This is a genomic window from Microbacterium sp. Gd 4-13 (genome assembly GCF_003095395.1).
Taxonomy (GTDB): Bacteria; Actinomycetota; Actinomycetes; order Actinomycetales; family Microbacteriaceae; genus Microbacterium.
In genome coordinates, this window is sequence record NZ_QEIJ01000003.1 from 365,270 (window position 1) to 382,878 (window position 17,609).

At 67.6% G+C, this 17,609-nt stretch carries 14 protein-coding genes and 1 tRNA gene; 6 read left to right on the top strand and 9 right to left on the bottom strand.

What is annotated here, in order from left to right; genetic code table 11:
- Window positions 1-16: 16 nt before the first annotated feature.
- On the bottom strand, window positions 17-3,997 hold the full coding sequence (locus tag DEA06_RS08900; RefSeq protein ID WP_116647615.1) for a Pls/PosA family non-ribosomal peptide synthetase: 3,981 nt from the start codon (window positions 3,995-3,997) through the stop codon (window positions 17-19).
- A gap of 179 nt (window positions 3,998-4,176) precedes the next feature.
- Between DEA06_RS08900 and pstS the strand changes: the two genes are divergently transcribed.
- The 4 genes from pstS to pstB all read left to right on the top strand — a co-directional run bounded on the left by pstS (window position 4,177) and on the right by pstB (window position 8,228).
- A complete protein-coding gene (gene pstS, locus DEA06_RS08905) occupies window positions 4,177-5,280 on the top strand; it encodes a phosphate ABC transporter substrate-binding protein PstS (protein WP_116647616.1) in 1,104 nt (367 codons plus the stop codon).
- Between the two features lie 99 nt (window positions 5,281-5,379).
- Window positions 5,380-6,333, top strand: a complete 954-nt coding sequence (pstC, locus tag DEA06_RS08910; RefSeq protein ID WP_116647617.1) for a phosphate ABC transporter permease subunit PstC — start codon at window positions 5,380-5,382, stop codon at window positions 6,331-6,333.
- A gap of 1 nt (window position 6,334) precedes the next feature.
- On the top strand, window positions 6,335-7,429 hold the full coding sequence (gene pstA, locus DEA06_RS08915) for a phosphate ABC transporter permease PstA (RefSeq protein ID WP_116647618.1): 1,095 nt from the start codon (window positions 6,335-6,337) through the stop codon (window positions 7,427-7,429).
- Between the two features lie 19 nt (window positions 7,430-7,448).
- Window positions 7,449-8,228 (top strand): phosphate ABC transporter ATP-binding protein PstB, encoded by a 780-nt coding sequence (pstB, locus tag DEA06_RS08920; protein ID WP_116647619.1) that lies wholly within the window; start codon window positions 7,449-7,451, stop codon window positions 8,226-8,228.
- Window positions 8,229-8,376: 148 nt separating this feature from the next.
- On the opposite strand, the gene DEA06_RS08925 is transcribed toward pstB, so the two are convergent.
- The 4 genes from DEA06_RS08925 to sigK form a co-directional block, all read right to left on the bottom strand.
- Window positions 8,377-9,261, bottom strand: coding sequence for an aminodeoxychorismate lyase (locus DEA06_RS08925; protein WP_116647620.1), 885 nt, complete (start codon window positions 9,259-9,261; stop codon window positions 8,377-8,379).
- A 158-nt stretch (window positions 9,262-9,419) separates the two neighbouring features.
- Window positions 9,420-10,058, bottom strand: a complete 639-nt coding sequence (locus DEA06_RS08930; RefSeq protein WP_116647621.1) for a DNA-directed RNA polymerase subunit beta — start codon at window positions 10,056-10,058, stop codon at window positions 9,420-9,422.
- A 63-nt stretch (window positions 10,059-10,121) separates the two neighbouring features.
- Window positions 10,122-10,895 carry an anti-sigma factor gene (locus DEA06_RS08935; RefSeq protein WP_116647622.1) on the bottom strand — a complete coding sequence of 258 codons (774 nt, stop codon included), beginning with the start codon at window positions 10,893-10,895 and terminating at the stop codon, window positions 10,122-10,124.
- Window positions 10,892-11,494 (bottom strand): ECF RNA polymerase sigma factor SigK, encoded by a 603-nt coding sequence (gene sigK, locus DEA06_RS08940; protein WP_205781247.1) that lies wholly within the window; start codon window positions 11,492-11,494, stop codon window positions 10,892-10,894. The genes DEA06_RS08935 and sigK overlap by 4 nt, the downstream gene beginning before the upstream one ends.
- 235 nt (window positions 11,495-11,729) lie before the next feature.
- On the opposite strand from sigK, the gene DEA06_RS08945 reads away from it, so the two are divergent.
- Together DEA06_RS08945 and DEA06_RS08950 are read left to right on the top strand one after the other, a co-directional pair.
- Window positions 11,730-12,404 carry a fasciclin domain-containing protein gene (locus tag DEA06_RS08945; RefSeq protein WP_116647624.1) on the top strand — a complete coding sequence of 225 codons (675 nt, stop codon included), beginning with the start codon at window positions 11,730-11,732 and terminating at the stop codon, window positions 12,402-12,404.
- Between the two features lie 258 nt (window positions 12,405-12,662).
- A tRNA-Lys gene (locus tag DEA06_RS08950) sits at window positions 12,663-12,738 on the top strand.
- Window positions 12,739-13,131: 393 nt separating this feature from the next.
- Here the strand turns inward: DEA06_RS08950 and DEA06_RS08955 are convergent.
- The 4 genes from DEA06_RS08955 to DEA06_RS08965 all read right to left on the bottom strand — a co-directional run bounded on the left by DEA06_RS08955 (window position 13,132) and on the right by DEA06_RS08965 (window position 16,869).
- The gene (locus DEA06_RS08955; protein ID WP_133241732.1) at window positions 13,132-14,175 is read right to left on the bottom strand and encodes a hypothetical protein; all 1,044 of its coding nucleotides are present in this window, start codon (window positions 14,173-14,175) and stop codon (window positions 13,132-13,134) included.
- A gap of 326 nt (window positions 14,176-14,501) precedes the next feature.
- Window positions 14,502-14,732 carry a hypothetical protein gene (locus DEA06_RS16365; RefSeq protein ID WP_133241733.1) on the bottom strand — a complete coding sequence of 77 codons (231 nt, stop codon included), beginning with the start codon at window positions 14,730-14,732 and terminating at the stop codon, window positions 14,502-14,504.
- 136 nt (window positions 14,733-14,868) lie between these two features.
- A complete protein-coding gene (locus tag DEA06_RS08960; RefSeq protein WP_133241734.1) occupies window positions 14,869-15,147 on the bottom strand; it encodes a hypothetical protein in 279 nt (92 codons plus the stop codon).
- 1,140 nt (window positions 15,148-16,287) lie between these two features.
- Entirely contained in the window at window positions 16,288-16,869 is a 582-nt protein-coding gene (locus tag DEA06_RS08965; protein WP_133241735.1) for a hypothetical protein, read from the bottom strand.
- Window positions 16,870-17,609: the final 740 nt, after the last annotated feature.

The following is a 17,609-nucleotide window of genomic DNA, read 5'->3' on the forward strand; positions in this document are numbered from 1 at the left end:
TGTTCACCCCAGCCTGTCATTGTGTCGACTGGTAGGCGCGGGCCTTGACCGCGCGCCACGGACCGATCGGGTTTCCGCTCCACCGCGATCCGACCGGGACGGTCTCGCCGCGCATGACGAGCGACGCCGGCCCGACCGTCGCGTGGGCGCCGATCGCCGCGGCCGGCAGCACCACGCTGTGCGGGCCGAGGGTCGCCCCCGCCTCGAGCTCCACCGCATCCATGCTCATGATCCGGTCGTGGAAGAGGTGCGTCTGCACGACGCATCCGCGGTTCACGGTCGAGGCATCGCCGAGCGTCACGAGGTCGGGCTCGGGCAGCCAGTAGCTCTCGCACCAGACGCCCGTGCCGATCTTCGCGCCCAGCGATCGCAGCCACATCGCCAGGGCCGGGGTTCCCGTCGCGGCGCGGGCGAACCACGGTGCGGCCACCATCTCGGTGAAGGTGTCCGACACCTCGGTGCGCCACACGAAGCTCGACCAGAGCGGCTGCTCGCCCGCACGGATCGGACCGACGATGATCCACTTCGCCAGGGTCGACACCGTCGCCGCCACCGCACCGGCAGCCAGCATCACGACCCCCGACAGCAGGAGCGCACCGACGGGGCCGAGAGAATCCCACAGCGCCGCGAGGGCGAACAGCACCAGCACACCGATCGCGCACGTGACGAAGACCGGCACGACGCGGCAGATCTCCCACAGTGCCCGGGCCACGCGCAGGCCCGGCGTCGGGCGGTACGTGCGCGATTCGTCGCCGGCGGCCGAGAGGCGCCGCAGCCGCACGGCGGGCGAACCCAGCCACGACGACCCCGCCTTCGCCTTGATCGGCGCCGAAGACAGAACCGCGACGAGACCGTCGCGCGGCACGCGATGACCGGGCGCCGCCATGCCGGAATTGCCGAGGAAGGCGCGCTTGCCGATCCGGACGGGACCGATCCGCAGCCATCCGGAGTGCAGCTCGTAGGAGGCGACCATCGTGTCGTCGGCGAGGAAGGCGCCGTCCTCGATCCGCGCCATCGACGGGATCAGCAGAACCGTCGATGCCTCCACGTCGCGGCCCACGCGGGCTCCCAGCATCCTGAGCCACACCGGGGTGAACAGACTGGAATACAGCGGGAAGAGGATCGTGCGCGACGCGTCGAGCAGCCGCTCGATCGTCCATGCCTGCCAGGCCACACGACTGCGCACGGGGTGCACCCCCTCGCGGAGGGCGATCGAGAGCACCCGCACGAGCACGACGACCGAACCCGCGAAGACGACCCCCACCGCGAGGACCGCCGGCACGAGCCACACGAGGGCGGCGGCGAGCGCCGAGGCGAGGTCTGCCGCGCCGCGCATGCCCTGCGCGAGCACCAGCCCGCCGACGGCGAACGCGACGAGCGGCAGCAGCGCGAGTGCGGCGGCCGACGCGGCATACCCCCACAGCCAGCGGTGAGCGGCCGGAGGTCTCTCGGCCGGCCATCCGCCGCCCGCACCGCCGACCCGCACAGCGGGCGAGCCCGCCCAGGTCTGGTCGGCGCGCACGCGGCCGAACACGGCCGAGCCCGGCGCGATCTCGGCGCGCTGCCCGATCCGGGTTCCCGGGGCGAGGGTGCTGCGCGCGCCGATGCTGGCTTCGGCGCCGATGCGCACTCGTCCGATGCGCACGAGGTCGCCGTCGATCCAATACCCCGTGAGGTCGACCTCGGGTTCGATCGATGCGCGGTCGCCGATCTCGAGCATGCCGGTCACCGGCGGGAGCGTGTGCAGGTCGACGTCACGGCCGATCTTGGCACCGAGCGCGCGGGCGTAGTACGTCACCCACGGGGCGCCGGCGAGGCCGACCGCATCGACCTGGGCCGCGATCTGCTCGGCCAGCCACAGCCGCAGGTGCACCGAGCCGCCGCGCGGGTAGTCGCCGGGTACGAGGCCGGCGAGCAGAAGCCGGGCGGATGCTGCGGCGATCGCCATGCGCCCGAACGGCGTCGCGAACACGACGAGGCCGATCACGATGAGCGGCCACGGCGCGGTCGGGAGAGCGTCGAAGCCGGGCACGAGCTGCAGGATGGCGCTGGCGGTCAGCAGGTAGAGCAGCCAGCGCACGCCCGAGAGGATGAACAGCGGAACGCCGAGGAGGGTCTGCGCCCACTGCGTCGCGCGCGGTGTCGGCAGCGGGCGGCGGAATCCCGCGTTCGCGTCGTCATCGCCGAGCGGCCCGAGCGCCTTCGCCATCGCGCCGAGCCGGGGGACGTCGTAGATGTCGGCGACCGAGAACTCCGGCACGCGCGCGCGGATGCGCGACACGAGCTGAGCTGCGGCGAGCGAGCCACCGCCGAGGTCGAAGAAGTCGGCCTTGCGGTCGGGCACCGGCATGCCGAGCACGGCCTGCCACTGCTCGGCGAGCCAGGCCTCCGCGGGCGAGAAGTCGACGGCGACCGGGGCGTCCACACCCGGGAGCGGCCACGGGAGGGCGGCGCGGTCGACCTTGCCCGAGGTGCGCACGGGCAGTTCGTCGACGACGGCGAGGAGCGGAATGGTCGCCGCCGGCAGTCGTTCGCCCAGCGCCGCCCGCGCGGCCGAGCGGTCGAGCTCCGCACCGCCTTCGGTCACGAGGTAGCCGACGAGGATCGGCACGCCGGCCTCGGTGTGGCGCACGGCGACGGTGGCGGCGGCGATCCCGGGCAGGTCTTGCAGGGCCGACTCGACCTCGCCGAGCTCGATGCGGCGCCCGCCGACCTTGACCTGGTCGTCGGCGCGGCCCTGGAAGACGAGGCCCTCGGGGTCGAAACGCACCAGGTCGCCCGAGCGGTAGGCGCGGTCCCAGCCCAGCGTGGGCATGGGCGCGTACTTCTCGCGATCCTTCGCGGGGTCGAGGTAGCGCGCGAGTCCCACCCCGCCGATGATCAGCTCGCCGATGCCGCCCTCCGCGACCCGGTGGCCCGCGTCGTCGACCACCGCGAGCGCCCACCCGTCGAGCGGCAGACCGATGCGGACGGGCATGGATCCGTCGAGCGGGGCGCCGCACGCGACGACGGTCGCCTCGGTCGGTCCGTAGGTGTTCCACACCTCGCGCCCCTCGGCCACCAGGCGTGCCGCGAGCTCGGGCGGGCACGCCTCACCGCCGAAGATCAGCAGGCGCACATTCTCGATCGCGTCGCCCGGCCACATCGCGGCGAGCGTCGGCACCGTGGAGACGACGGTGATGCCCTGACGCAGCAGCCACGGCGCGAGGTCTTCGCCCGACCGCACGAGCGAGCGCGGCGCGGGCACCAGGCAGGCACCGTGCCCCCACGCGAGCCACATCTCCTCGCACGACGCGTCGAACGCGACCGACAGGCCCGCCAGCACCCGGTCGCCCGGGCCGAGCGGAGCATCCTGCAGGAACATGCGCGCTTCCGCGTCGACGAACGCCGCCGCCGATCGGTGCGAGACCGCGACCCCCTTCGGCACTCCCGTCGACCCGGAGGTGAAGATGATCCAGGCGTCGTCGTCGACCGTGGGCGGGGCGACGATGGGCGTCGATCGGGTGCTCGGATGCGGCGCATCTCCGGCGAACAGCGTGGAGACCGGCAGCTCTTCGACAGCGACATCGGCATCGTCGTCGTCCACGGCCGGCGTGTAGTCGCCGGTGCCGGTGATCACGCCCGCGACCCGCGCCTCCCCGAAGACCAGGCGCGCGCGCTCCTCCGGGTCGTCGGCGTCGACCGGCACGTAGGCCGCACCGGCGGCGAGCACGCCGAGGATCGAGACGTAGAGCTCCTTCGAGCCAGACGGCATCCGCACCCCGACGCGGTCGCCACGCTCGACGCCCGCCTCGTGCAGGCGTGCGGCCGTCTGCCACACGCGCGCCAGCAGCTCGCGGTAGCTCAGCGCGCCCGATCCGTCGTCGACGGCGGAGGCCTCGGGATGGCGTGCGGCGACCTCCGCCAGTACGTCGATGAGGGTACGCGGAGCGGGTGCGGAGGCGGAGCGGTCGAGCACGGACTGCGCGCCGAGGGGAGGAGAGTCCGTCACGGGCATTTTCACAGCCTATTGAACCGGCCCCCAGACCCGCGGAATCCCGGGCCTGTTCACCGTCCGTTCACCTCTTCAGCCCGGTTGCTTAAGAGTCGCTGTCTAGCGTTCACGACGAACCCTGCACCGGGTTTCGAACCCTGCACCGGGTTCTTCTCTTCCCTCACACGCGAAGGATTCACATCGTGAAGCTCAACCGTTTCGCCCAGTTCGGCGCCGTGGCTGCTGTCGCAGCCCTCGCCCTCGCCGGGTGCGCCTCGAACGAGGCTCCCGCCGACTCCGGCAACGACAGCTCGTCCAGCACCGGCACGCTCACCGGCACCCTCGTCGGCGGCGGCGCCTCGTCGCAGGAAGTCGCCGTCCAGACCTGGACCGCGGGCATCCAGACGGCCAACCCCGAGCTGACGGTCAACTACGACGCCGCCGGCTCCGGCGCGGGCCGCGAGTCGTTCCAGGAGGGCGCTTTCGCCTTCGCCGGCTCCGACCGCGCGTTCAGCGCCGAGGAGATCGAAGAGGGCCCGTTCGGCTCGTGCGCCGAGGGCTCCGACCTCGTCGAGCTGCCGACCTACATCTCGCCGATCGCCGTCGTCTTCAACCTCGAGGGCGTCGACTCGCTGAACCTGGACCCCGCCACTCTGGCCGGCATGTTCGCGGGCACCATCACGACCTGGAACGACCCGGCCATCGCCGCGTTGAACGCCGGCGTCGAGCTCCCGAGCACCGCGATCACCGCCGTGCACCGTTCGGACGACTCGGGCACCACCGAGAACTTCACCGACTACCTCTTCGCAACCGCCCCCTCGGTCTGGACCAGTGAGCCCGACGGCGTCTGGCCGCTCTCCGGCGGAGAAGCCGCCAACGGCACCTCGGGCGTCATCAGCGCCGTCCAGGGCGGACAGGGCACCATCGGCTACGCCGACGCCTCGCGCGCCGGCGACCTCGGCACCGTTGCGGTCAAGGTCGGCGAAGAGTTCGTCCCCTACTCCCCCGAAGCCGCCGCGGCGGTCGTCGACGCCTCGCCCGAGGCGGAGGGTCGCGCCGCGACCGACATCGCCATCGAGATCGACCGCACCACCACCGCGGCCGGTGCCTACCCGATCGTGCTCGTCAGCTACCTCATCGGCTGCGCCGACTACGAGGACGAGGCCGCAGCCGCGAACGTGAAGGGCTTCTTCACCTACGCAGCCAGCGAAGAGGGCCAGGACGCCGTCGCCGCTGCCGCCGGCAGCTCGCCGATCTCCGACACCCTGCGCGAGCAGATCACCACGGCGATCGACGCCATCAAGTAAGACCCCACAGATGCCCGGTCCGGCCGTAAGGTCGGACCGGGCATCTTCAGGCCCGCAGCGCTCCTCCCCGACACCCGACTCCGACCGAGAATCGAAGCAATGACCACAACACCGGCGGTCACCAGGACCGAGCCCCCGAAAGCGAAGAGCCGCCCGGGCGATCGATGGTTCTCGGGAGCGGCGCTGTTCGCCGGCTCGATGATCCTCGTCACCCTCGCCGCCGTCGCCATCTTCCTGATCGTGCAGTCGCTCCCGGCGTTGTTCGCCACGAACGCGGACGCCTCGATCCTCCCCGCCGACTTCTGGTCGTACGTCGGCCCCCTCGTCTTCGGCACCGTGTGGGCAGCCGCTCTCGCGCTGCTCATGGCGGTGCCGTTGTCGATCGGCGTCGCTCTCTTCATCTCCCACTACGCGCCCCGCCGACTCGCCCAGGCTCTCGGCTACGTCGTCGACCTCCTTGCCGCCGTCCCCTCGGTCGTCTTCGGCCTCTGGGGCATCGGCGTCCTCGCCCCGGCCGTCCAGCCCGTCTACACCTGGCTGGTCGACAACGCCGGGTGGTTCCCGCTGTTCGCAGGCCCCGTCTCCAGCACCGGCCGCACGATCTTCACCGCCGCCATCGTGCTCGCGGTCATGGTCACCCCGATCATCACGGCGATCTGCCGAGAGATCTTCCTCCAGACGCCCAACCTGCACGAAGAGGCCGCGCTCGCGCTCGGCTCGACGCGCTGGGAAATGGTGCGGATGGCGGTCTTCCCCTTCGCCCGCAGCGGTATCGTCTCGGCCTCGATGCTCGGCCTCGGCCGCGCCCTCGGCGAGACCATGGCCGTCGCCATGGTGCTCTCCGTCTCGGGAGGCGTGACCTTCGCGCTCCTCACCCCCGACAACCCCAACACGATCGCCGCGAACATCGCGCTGAGCTTCCCCGAGGCCTACGGGCTCAACGTGAACGTGCTCATCGCCACCGGCCTCGTGCTGTTCGTCGTCACATTCGCCGTCAACGCGCTCGCTCGCTACATCGTGAGCCGGCGCAAGGAATTCTCGGGGGCCAACTGACATGTCGACTACAACGCTGACCCCCGCGCGGCCGTCCGTCTCGACCGACGGCCTGACCAACGGCCGCCTTCCGGGCTGGTCGCCCTGGGTGCTTCTGATCGGCTCCCTGGCCGTCACCTTCGCCGCGTTCGGCATCATGGCCAGTGCGTCCGGCGCCGGCCTCAACATCGCCGGGGCCGCCGTGCTCGGCGCGCTCCTCTACCTCGTGCTGATCTTCACGATCTCCGCGATCGTCGAGGGCCGCCGCAAGGCCGTCGACCGTCTCGTGACCGGCGTCGTCACGGCCGCCTTCGCCGTGGCCATGGTTCCGCTCGTCTCGGTCGCGGTCACGGTGATCGTCGCCGGCGCCCCGAACTGGACGGCGACGTTCTTCACCTCCTCGATGCGCAACGTGGTGGGAGAAGGCGGCGGTGCGCTCCACGCGATCGTCGGCACGCTGCTCATCACGCTCGCCGCGGCCGTCATCTCGATCCCGATCGGCATCTTCACCGCGATCTACCTGATCGAGTACGGCAAGGACAACCGCCTCGCGAAGGGCATCACCTTCCTCGTCGACGTCATGACGGGCATCCCGTCGATCGTCGCCGGCCTGTTCGCCTACGCCCTCTTCGCGCTGTTCTTCGGCCCCGGCATCCGGCTCGGCATCGTCGGTGCGGTGGCCCTCGCGGTGCTGATGATCCCCGTCGTCGTCCGCTCGACCGAAGAGATGCTCCGCCTCGTACCCAACGAGCTGCGCGAAGCGGCGTACGCGCTGGGCGTGCCGAAGTGGCTGACGATCGCCAAGGTCGTCCTCCCGACGGCCATCGCGGGAATCACGACGGGCGTGATGCTGTCGATCTCGCGCGTGATCGGCGAGACGGCTCCGCTGCTCATCACCGCGGGCGCCACAGCATCCATGAACTACGACCTGTTCAGCGGACGCATGATGAGCCTCCCCGTCTTCACCTACACCCAGTACATGAACCAGGGCATCCCGGCCGAGGCGTTCGTCGGTCGCGCGTGGGCAGCAGCCCTCGCGCTGATCGTCATCGTCATGGTGCTCAACATCGTGGCGCGCGTCATCGCCAAGCTGTTCGCCCCCAAGACCGGCCGCTGAACCGAAAAGAAAGCCTGAAGTGTCCAAGAGCATCGAAGTCAACGACCTCAACGTCTACTACGGCGACTTCCTCGCCGTCGAGGGCGTCTCCCTCAACATCGAGCCCCGCACGGTCACGGCCTTCATCGGTCCCTCCGGTTGCGGCAAATCGACCTTCCTCCGCACGCTCAACCGCATGCACGAGGTGATCCCGAAGGCCCGCGTCGAGGGCAAGGTGCTGCTCGACGGCAACGACCTCTACGGCCCCGGTGTCGACCCGGTGCTCGTGCGCCGTCAGGTGGGCATGGTGTTCCAGCGCCCCAACCCGTTCCCGACGATGTCGATCAAGGAGAACGTGCTCGCGGGCGTGAAGCTCAACAACAAGCGCATCTCGAAGTCCGATGCCGACGCTCTCGTCGAGAAGTCGCTGCAGGGCGCCAACCTCTGGAACGAGGTCAAGGACCGCCTCGACAAGCCCGGCTCGGGTCTCTCGGGCGGGCAGCAGCAGCGTCTGTGCATCGCTCGCGCGATCGCCGTCTCACCCCAGGTCATCCTGATGGACGAGCCTTGCTCGGCTCTCGACCCGATCTCGACCTACGCGATCGAAGAGCTCATCTCCGAGCTCAAGAACGACTACACGGTCGTCATCGTGACCCACAACATGCAGCAGGCCTCGCGCGTGTCGGACAAGACCGCGTTCTTCAACATCGCCGGCACCGGCAAGCCCGGCAAGCTGATCGAGTACAACGACACCTCCTCGATCTTCACGCAGCCCAAGGTGCAGGCCACCGAGGACTACGTCTCGGGTCGCTTCGGTTGATCCGCACCCTCTGAACGCGAAGGCCCCCACCTCCCGGTGGGGGCCTTCGCGGTTCTGGGGCTGCCCGCGGCCGCGAGTTGCCGCAATGCGGGGCCTCCCGCCTCTCGGTGAGGCCCGGTTGCGGCAACTCGCGCCGAACCCGGCCCGGTCAGTCGCGGGGCGAGAGCAGGTAGGCGTTGATCGACGCCGTCAGGTCGCGGTCGAGCGCGAGGTCGACGCCGTCGACCGAGGTGATGGGGGCGGCGAGACGGATGCTGGAGACCAGCCACGCCGCATCCGCTTCGGCGAGCTCCGCCGGAAGCACGCGCCGGTACTGCGTCGCGTAGCCCTCGGCCTCGAGGTAGGCGAACAGGCTGAGCTGCGTCGTGCCGTGCAGAATGCCGCCGCTGGGCTCGGGGGTGACGAACACGTCGCCGAAGCGCAGCACGATCGACGAGGTCGGCCCCTCGAGCACGTAGCCGTCGGACGACACGAACACCGCGTCGTCAGCGCCGCGACGCTTCGCCTCGCGGATCGCGGCCATGTTCACCGCATACGAGAGCGTCTTCGCCCCGAGCAACAGCCACGGGGCATCGGCCGACGCGTTGACGCCGTAACCGCGGTCGAGCTGCACCACGCGGATGCCCTCGGTGCGCGGCCGGGTGTTGTCGGCCGCGCGGGCGAGCGTCACCCACGCCGTCGGGGTCGGGCCGTGCTCCACGCCGCGGCTCAGGATGAGTTTGATGACGCTCTCGCCGGGATCGGCAGCATCCGCCACGGTCTTCACGGCCTGCCGCCACTGGGCCAGATGCGGCACGGGCAGGTCGCACAGCTCGGCGGAGTGCACGAGACGCTCGAGATGCGCGTCGACCTCCTGCGGATGCCCGTCGACGACACCGATCGATTCGAAGATGCCGTCGCCGCGCTGCGTGCTCAGCTCCCCCACGCTCAGCGCGGGGGCCGTCGGGTCGATCACGGTGAACGTGTCGGCGAAGTCGGTGCGCGGGTCGTCGGCTGCTGCGGGGTCGATCACGAGGGCGAAGCTCCAGGCCATTCCCCGAGCCTAGACCTCGGGGAATACCCCCGAGCCGACCTTGTTACACTGGTATGGCCGGGCCGCAGTAACCCCGGGCTCCAACTTTTGCCGCTCTGAGCGGCCATGCGCCGAGAGGCGTTTCTGCGGCCCGGCTTTTTCGTGCCCTCGGGCAGGGGTCAGTCCAGCGACTGCCGACGCCAGAGCGTCGCGCACCCGGCAAGGTCGCCCGCGTACGTCGCCAGGCGCAGCGCGCGGGTCGTGAGCGTCGACGCGCGCTGTGGCTCGGTGGGCTCGTAGTCGTCGGCGAGGTGCGTGGCGCCGGCGGCCTGCACGCGGCAGAACGCCGCAGCGCGGTCGAGCGCGACGGCGAAGTCACCCTGGAACACCCCGCGCAGGATCGTGTCGATCAGAGCGACCAGCTCGTCGGGGCCGGCCGGCGTCGGGGCACCCGCGACCACGGGGTCGGGAGAGGCGATCTCGATGCGTCCGCGGTCGTAGAGCAGGGCGGCCGTCTGCGGATCGTCGTGGATCATCAGCTGCAGCAGATACAGGCGCCAGAGCGCCCCGGGGAGCGTTCGCGCGGGCGAACGCGACCACAGCTCGGCGATGTCGTCGATACCGTTGCGGTCGGTGAACGCGACCAGCCGCTCGACGACGTCGACGTCGGGGGCGTCCCGCACCCGTGAGATGAGCGCGTGCGCGGTGCTGTGTGCCACCCGCGACACCTCGGCCGGATCATCGCCAGCGAAGAGCCTGTCGAAGAGCTCCGCGGGCCGGCGCACCGGCTTGTGGTACTCCCTCGAATCGTCGCTCACCCATCAAGGCTACCCGCGGCGGATCGGGATCGGATGCTGCGCGGCATCCTCTCTGCATGCGCCTCAGGCGGTGGCGATCGCCACGATCGGGTCGCTCGTCGGCACGCCCGTGGGCGATCCGCCGTCGGGCTCGATCGTCACCGCGATCGTGTCACCGGGCTGGTAAGCGCCGGCGAGCAGAGCGGTGGCGGTGCCGTCGGTCGGACCGAACGTTCCCGCCGGGATCGGAGCGCCCTCGCGCACGTACCAGAGCTCGAACGTCTGGTCGTCGGCGATAGCGGGCATCCCGTCGGAGACCAGCACGACCTCGCCGCGCTCGGCCGACCAGTGGGCGGTGGCTTCTCCGCCGCCGGTGAGAGTGACGGAGGCCGACTGCGCATCGGGGGCGCCCTGGATCTGCTCGAGAGCGACCACGGCGGCCGGGCGCGTCAACTGCTGCCCGATCGTCACCGCGCCGAACCCGAGGGCGAGTACGGCCACGATCGAGGCGGCCAGGGTGAACCACCGGCGTCGCATCCCTCCCGTGGCGGCGCGAGCGGGCGCGGTCACCGGAGCGGGGCCCGCTGCGGCGAAGTCCTCCTCGTCGGGCTCGGGAGCAGCATCCGATATCTGCGGAGTCACCAGGATGCGCGCCATCAGCTCTTCGCGGATCGACGCCGGCGGTGCGACCGGCTCGACGGTGTCGGCGAGCATCAAGACGGTTTCTGCCTCGGTACGCACGTGCTTCTCCCATTCGGGGTGCTCGGCGAGTGCGGCTTCGAAGTCCCGTCGGTCGGCGGCCGACAGGGCGCTCAGCGCAAAGCCTGTCGCGAGTTCCGCGAACGTGCTCTCGTTCATGTCGTCACCCCCATCAGGGTCCTCAGGCGGGACAAGCCGTCCCGCATTCGTGTCTTAATCGTGCCCAACGGCGACCCCAGGAGCGCGGCGATCTCGCTCTGGCTGTACCCCCCGTAATAGGCGAGGGTGATCGCTTCACGCTGCGCTTCTGGAAGCGCAGCAACGGCTTCAGCGACCCGTCGTCCTTCAATTCTCATCTCGACGCTCTCCGCGACATCGTCACGGGGCGCCTCGAGATCTCGGAAGCCCACACGCACATCACGATCGGCACTCGCCTGCGACGATCGCACGCGATCAACCGCTCGACGGTGTGCCATTGTGAGCACCCACGATCTTCCCTGACCTCTGTTCGGAGCGAACTTCGAAGCGGATTGCCAGATCTCGAGGAACACCTCCTGCAGCACTTCTTCGCTCTGAGAGCGGTCGACGAGCACGCGGAGGACGAGACCGAATACCCGCGACGACATCATGTCGTAGAGGCGGGCGAAGGCCGTGTCATCGCCCGCGGCGACCCGCTGCAGGAGTTCGCCCACGTGATCGACGTGATCGCCCCCCTCTTCGGGAACTTCCACACCGTCGATGACCATACGTACAAGCATGCCCCACTCCCCGGCGGGATACGACGCGCGAGACCCTGGGCGTTTCGACAAAATCATGCATCTCCTATGCGAAGACGCTCATTGGTCGCTTCGTGAAAGAAATTCCGCAGAAGGTCAATCCGTTTCGGCACCCGTCCCGAACAGCCTGTACACCGCCTCCACGGTGTGCCAGACCCCCGCACCGGGGTTTGTCCTGCAGCAGCCCGATCCCCGGGCTCCAAAATTCGGAGGAATCATGCTCAGCACCAAGAAGATCACCGGTGGCCTCGCCCTTGTCGTGGCATCCGTTTTCGCCCTCAGCGCCTGTTCCGGCGGCTCCACGGGTGGAGCCAACACCAGCGAAGAGTCGGCATCGTCGGCTCCCTCGATGAGCTCGTCGCCGTCGGCTAGCGAGTCCATGATGGACCCGGCCGCCAACCTCGTCGGCTCCGGCTGCGCCGACTATGCCGCCGCCGTTCCCAGCGGTGCCGGCTCGGTCGAGGGAATGTCGCAGGACCCGGTTGCGGTCGCCGCATCCAACAACCCCATCCTGACCACGCTCACCGCAGCGGTCAGCGGCCAGCTCAACCCCGACGTCGACCTGGTCGACACGCTCAACGGCGACGAGTTCACCGTCTTCGCGCCGGTCGACGACGCCTTCGCGAAGATCGACCCCGCGACCATCGAGGCCCTGAAGACCGACAGCGCCACGCTGACCTCGATCCTCACGTACCACGTGATCCCCGGTCAGATGACGCCCGACGAGATCGAGGGCACCTTCACGACCGTCAACGGCGCTGACCTGACCGTCACCGGCAGCGGCGACAACATCATGGTCGGCGACCAGGCTGCCGTCATCTGCGGTGGCGTCCAGACCGCCAACGCGACCGTGTACCTCATCGACACGGTGCTGATGCCCCCGGCTGCGTAAGCAGACCGGAACCGGCCTTCGGGTCGGACATGAACGGCGGCCGTCGGAACCCAGGCGAGGGGAACCGGCGGCCGCTTCTGTGTGCGCCCGGCGCGTGCGGCCCTGCCGCTCTGCGCCGGGCGCTTCGTCGTATGCGAGCCGCGCTGCCCGTGCGAAGTTCGCGCTGCCGTGGACGTGCGGTCGACCGGGGGACCGCTTCGGCACCGCAGGGCGGCGCGATCGGATGCTGCGACGAGTGCCGGTAGGCTGGGAGGTCAGGGGCCTCTAGCTCAGTCGGTAGAGCATCGGACTTTTAATCCGCGGGTCGTGGGTTCGAGCCCCACGGGGCCCACCACATTTTGACACCCTCGATCCCTACTCCCGGCTGGGATCGCAGCGGTTCACGCCTCGCCGAAATGGCGGCGCGACAACAATTTGACAACGCCCGTCCAAGTTTCTCCGCCAGCTTCAGCGTGCACTTCGATGTCTGCGACGCCGTTCTGTCTCTCAAGCTGCCGGCGTATCGGCGCCGTTGATCCGTCGGTCGCCTACGCCCCGCGACCGACGCCCTGCTGGACCTCGGAGCGGACCGTCCCCGAAAACCATGGTTTGCGGGACGCGGGCGGAGGTCGCTCGGGAGTTGTGCCGATAACGCGGTCCGTATCGGAACATCGTTTCGGGAGAAATGGTTTCGAGGTGTCATTCTGGGGCAGTAGGTCGTCTCGCCCCGTATTTCGCGTCGAGACTGTTAGAGCCCGGGAGTTCTCACTTCGGGGCTGTTCATGCCGTCGAAGGTGGGGAGAAGATACTGCTCGGCATCCTCGCGACTCATCGTGCGTAGGGATCCCAACAAGGCAGCTATGTCTTGGGGGCTGGCCGGTTCTGATCCTCCGACACGTTCAGCGTCGTATCCTCCGTATGCCTTGATCCACGTTGTGGTGCCCGAGTCGAAAACGAAGATCGCACTCCCGTCGGATCGCTCCCACCTGTTGCCTGAGTTGACACACCAGGTCGGGAGTTGCCCGTACCCCTGGTCCCATTCGAGCCCGGGGCCGACGATGAAGTTGCAGGGTGCGAGTGGGTCTGGTTCAGGCGAGTCCCACTGCGTAATTATCTGAGCGACGGCGCCGGCTTCGCTCCGCACCCAGGTTCCAGCATCCGAGCCGGTGGCTCTGACTTCGACATTCGACCAGCCAGGTAAGTCGGACACAAGCGGGAACCGTCCCGAGTCGAGCCACTGTGCTCGGGCCGCGTCGAGATCCTCGGCTGCCGCTTTCTCTTGCTCGACCGCGACGGTTTCTGCAGGGGTAGGAGTAAGGGCGAGGAGCGTGACCAATCCGACAGCGGACAGGGCGCCAGCGATACGAAGAGGCCACGGGCCGAGGAACAATCCCACAAAAAGCGAAGCCATCCCGCACACTGCGAGGTGCAGCAGCACGTCTTCCTGAAGTGCCAGGGGGCGGAGAATACCGTTGAGGAAGCCGAAAGCGCCGGCCCAGGTGAGGAGGGCAGCCGCGGCGATAGCGCCGAAGATGGTCGACTCTCCCGTGAGGACCTTGCTGAGCGCTACAACCACGCCCACCAGCAGTACGAACCCGGCGACTACGGCGCCGATAATCAGGGCGATCGAACCCGAAAAAAGCCCGGCGACCGTGGCGTAGGAGACACCGTAGTCCACCAGCAGCATTACCAGATTGGTGCCCGCGATGACCGCGAGCGGCCGCCAGCGGGTCGAGCGTGCGGACGTACGATCGCCACCGACAGTAGTCTCCGTCGCGCCAACGCGTTCCATGGAGGTCAGTGTGCCCTACTGCCCATTGCCTGCGCAGCATGCAGGGGCGCTCGCGATCGGGCCGACCGCGTGCGCTACCCCGGTCCGGATGCTCCGTACATTCCCCCGTCAGGGAGGGGTGGGCAGGTGCGGTGTCGGTTTGTGCCGCGACTTCGGCCCGGATCGCAACGTCCCCCTGATTCTTCGCGAGTGTGTAGACGATTCCTTCCTGCGCATCGGGGGCAGGGATGTATCCGACGATCGCTGAATCGACCGGTCCCCATTCCTCGGTCACAGGACCGTAGTTCGCCGTCATCAGGTCGGCCGTGGGATTCTCGATCAGCCAATTAGCCGCTTCGATCACAGTCGTATCGGGGAATGCCCCAATACCCTTTCAGCTCCTCGTAGGGGCCGCACGGCCACCCGGTGTACGAGTTGAGGCCGCCGGACGGGGTGTTGCTGCGAACGGCTCCGGATGGAAGGTTGGCCGCGTCGAGCCACGCCTGGGCCTGACCGAGCGCCGCGGCATCTCCCGCGGCGGCCGCGGAAGCGTCGCTGGACTGGACTGAAGCAGGCACTTCCTCGTCTCCGGCGCCCGGGGCGGCGTTCACTCCCCAGACAAGTTCCAGAACTTGGTGACAGTGTGCGAGAGACAGGCTTCGCGGCTGAAGGTTTCTCATCCGGTAAGGGACGAAAAATCGAAGTTCCGAGTGCTTACCCAAAACAGGCTCCGTCGCCGGAGCTGTCTTCACCGTCGCGTGTGAACATCAGCGTCCGGCCCGGTGTGAAGTTATCGGGGTCGAGCATCGGATCGACGGGGATGCACACACTCACCTGCCCCTCATGATCTCGCCAGAGGAATCCCACCGCCTCCTTTTGAGAGCACACGGCGCCCGCGACGCTGAGGGAGACGGCCGGTAAGGACGCGGACTCATCACCCGGATTCACTGACCACTCACCCATCACTTTGGCTCCCGCATCAAGATCATCCACATATCGCGCGCTACCCTCGCGGCAGTTCAGGTTCACCGGCCACGACGAGCCCGTCCAACTCCCGTCCGATTTCAGCTCTAGCCCGACGTTCGGACCGTTGACGGAGTTCCAAACCCCGGCAAGATCAGATGATTCGGTGCCATATGCGTACTGTCCGGAGCGGCTAACGTCGTCACCGACGGCACAGCCAGCCGCCAAGGTTGTCGTGACGAGGACTGCTGCGATGGCAAACCGCCGACCCATCACCGCGAGTAGGTTTCGGTACACACGAAAGTCTGACCGACCTCCGAGAATGGACCGGTTTCGGCCCGATTGGAGTTGAGCATCTCCACGATGGCCGCTTCCATCCCCGGTATCGGGAGTCCGGAGCCGAGAGTCGTCGAGTTCTTGGCTGTGTAGACGACAGTCGCATTGTCACTGTTTGCCACGCGCTTCACCTCCGGATCGAGCCTGTACGAACCAATGATTGCCTACGAGCGCTTGGCATCAGTGGCCGATCCCCAGGTGGGGAGAGTAGTTGCGTCTTGTCGAAGGACGTCGTTGCCCAGGTGGAGCTCCGTGTCGAACCCATCACCCACTGACCATGACCCGATCAGATCGTTCTCACTGACACCTGCAGCAGGGGTGCCTCTCCTTGAATCCAATCCGGGCGTAGGCGCGCCGCTTGCGAGTTGACAGCAGGCAATCCAGGGTGTAGTGGCCATCAATATCTCCCAAGATGTATCCGACAATCCACGCAACCTGATCCGCAAGAGGACCCGGGTCGACATCTACATCGGCCGACTGGAAACAAGATCTCCACACGGAGGTGTCGAAGAACTCACCACTACCAGGCGGCGAAAGCTCGACGAACCACTGGCCCCGATCTGCAAGTACCTGGATGGAACCCTTAGCCGGGTGCGAGATCAGCAGCTGATTTTTCGGGGAGTCGAATGATTGCGCCGTCAAGTTCTGCCCTCGATGAGCGAGCCAATCGGCAAGCTCTTTAATCGCGAGAGGGTGCTTTCGTTAAATCCATCATTCCTGAGCTCCTGAACAACATATTGCCCGTCGAGTTGGGCGCGAAAGCCTCTTCTAAGAAATAACTCACTTCGCGCGGCAGGCGCATCGGATGGCTGGGACGCGGATCGCTAAGGCACCTTAGAACATGTGCGCCCACGCTTCCGCTGCAGTCTTGGCGTTGCGCCGAAGAACATCCACCGGCAGCCCCCCTTCAACTCCTACGAGGTCCTGCTCGATTCCTCGCAAAGCGTGCTGCACAACCTCGGCTGAGAGAAGTTGGCGCTCAAGAGGTTCGCCATCGGACGCGCGCGAGTAACCGGAGTGTTGAGCAGCGAGGTCGGCGACCTCGTAAGCCTGGCGTGCCGCCCACACCGCCTCCTTCGCACTACCGGAGAGAGACGTGCGAACTGCGTACGCGGTACAAGCGGCTGCGTTCTGGGTATACCCAACCAACAAGGTCCACTGGTTGTCATCATCGTCGTCAGGAACCAGTCCTTCCGCGATCTGATCGTCCCCGCGCAGGTCACGGCCGCTTCCGCGAGTCCACTCCCATACCCGATCCAAGATGGGTAGGAGCTCGGCAACCACTCCCGCAGGACCGTTGGCGATCTTGACGAGAAGCTGCAGCAGCCGCTCGGCACAACACGCAGCGAACGCCGTCTTCTGACTCGCGTCTAGCCGCTCGAGGCGTCGGCGGATCGCTTCCTCGTCATAGCTCATGATCGAACCCGTCATGATGTCGTCAACCGGAGCTGGTTACCGAACGATATTGGGTCAGCTCCATATAAAGCGACCCGCTTCACCGGCGATCGGCTCCGCAACCTCTAAGGAGTTGGCGCGATTGCCAAGCGAGTACGCAAACAGGAAAAGGATTGCCACTCCCTCTCGGTGCTCAAGTGTCACCCTAATCGCATCCTTCTCGAGCTCCGGAACGTACACCTCTGCGACAACTGCACACGCCGAGAGACCGTGCTGCAATGATTGGAGTGTATGCACCAATCGAGGAATCGCGTCCTCGCCATAGGTGAACCAGGCTGTCTTCGATTTGCTTTAATGATTCCAGAATGCTTGATGAACCGTCAGGGGCCTGAGCTAACTCCAAATTCGTCGCCGGGCGCGATCTTATTACTGCGGTAGAAACCGCCCAACACCCCACCTTGATAACTCTGCTCGGCAACGGGCACCGCTCCTACGTAAGCCCCGCTCCCACCCTGGGCCGTCGAGGCAAAAGGATACTCGTCCAACGAGCGACCAGCACCAGCGGGAGCCTGGCCCCGCAGAGCCCCTGCGGTTCACCTAGGCTCAACCATGCTGAAGTCCCGAGGACTCTCCGAGACCAGAAGCATCGCCAGTTTTCGGCGAACAAGGATCTGGCGAAAAGAGTTCATTCCATCCCCGAACCATTCGGGACTGGCCGCAATATCCACGTCCTCCAGCCCGGGGATGTCCTGCAACGCCGG

Bases quoted from the DNA above. Each gene is read 5' to 3' on its own strand.
- DEA06_RS08955 (WP_133241732.1), bottom strand. From the start codon at position 14,175: ATGGAACGCGTTGGCGCGACGGAGACTACTGTCGGTGGCGATCGTACG.
- pstA (WP_116647618.1), top strand. From the start codon at position 6,335: ATGTCGACTACAACGCTGACCCCCGCGCGGCCGTCCGTCTCGACCGAC.
- DEA06_RS08945 (WP_116647624.1), top strand. From the start codon at position 11,730: ATGCTCAGCACCAAGAAGATCACCGGTGGCCTCGCCCTTGTCGTGGCA.
- DEA06_RS08935 (WP_116647622.1), bottom strand. From the start codon at position 10,895: ATGAACGAGAGCACGTTCGCGGAACTCGCGACAGGCTTTGCGCTGAGC.
- DEA06_RS08965 (WP_133241735.1), bottom strand. From the start codon at position 16,869: ATGAGCTATGACGAGGAAGCGATCCGCCGACGCCTCGAGCGGCTAGAC.
- pstC (WP_116647617.1), top strand. From the start codon at position 5,380: ATGACCACAACACCGGCGGTCACCAGGACCGAGCCCCCGAAAGCGAAG.
- DEA06_RS08925 (WP_116647620.1), bottom strand. From the start codon at position 9,261: ATGGCCTGGAGCTTCGCCCTCGTGATCGACCCCGCAGCAGCCGACGAC.
- DEA06_RS08900 (WP_116647615.1), bottom strand. From the start codon at position 3,997: ATGCCCGTGACGGACTCTCCTCCCCTCGGCGCGCAGTCCGTGCTCGAC.
- sigK (WP_205781247.1), bottom strand. From the start codon at position 11,494: ATGCTTGTACGTATGGTCATCGACGGTGTGGAAGTTCCCGAAGAGGGG.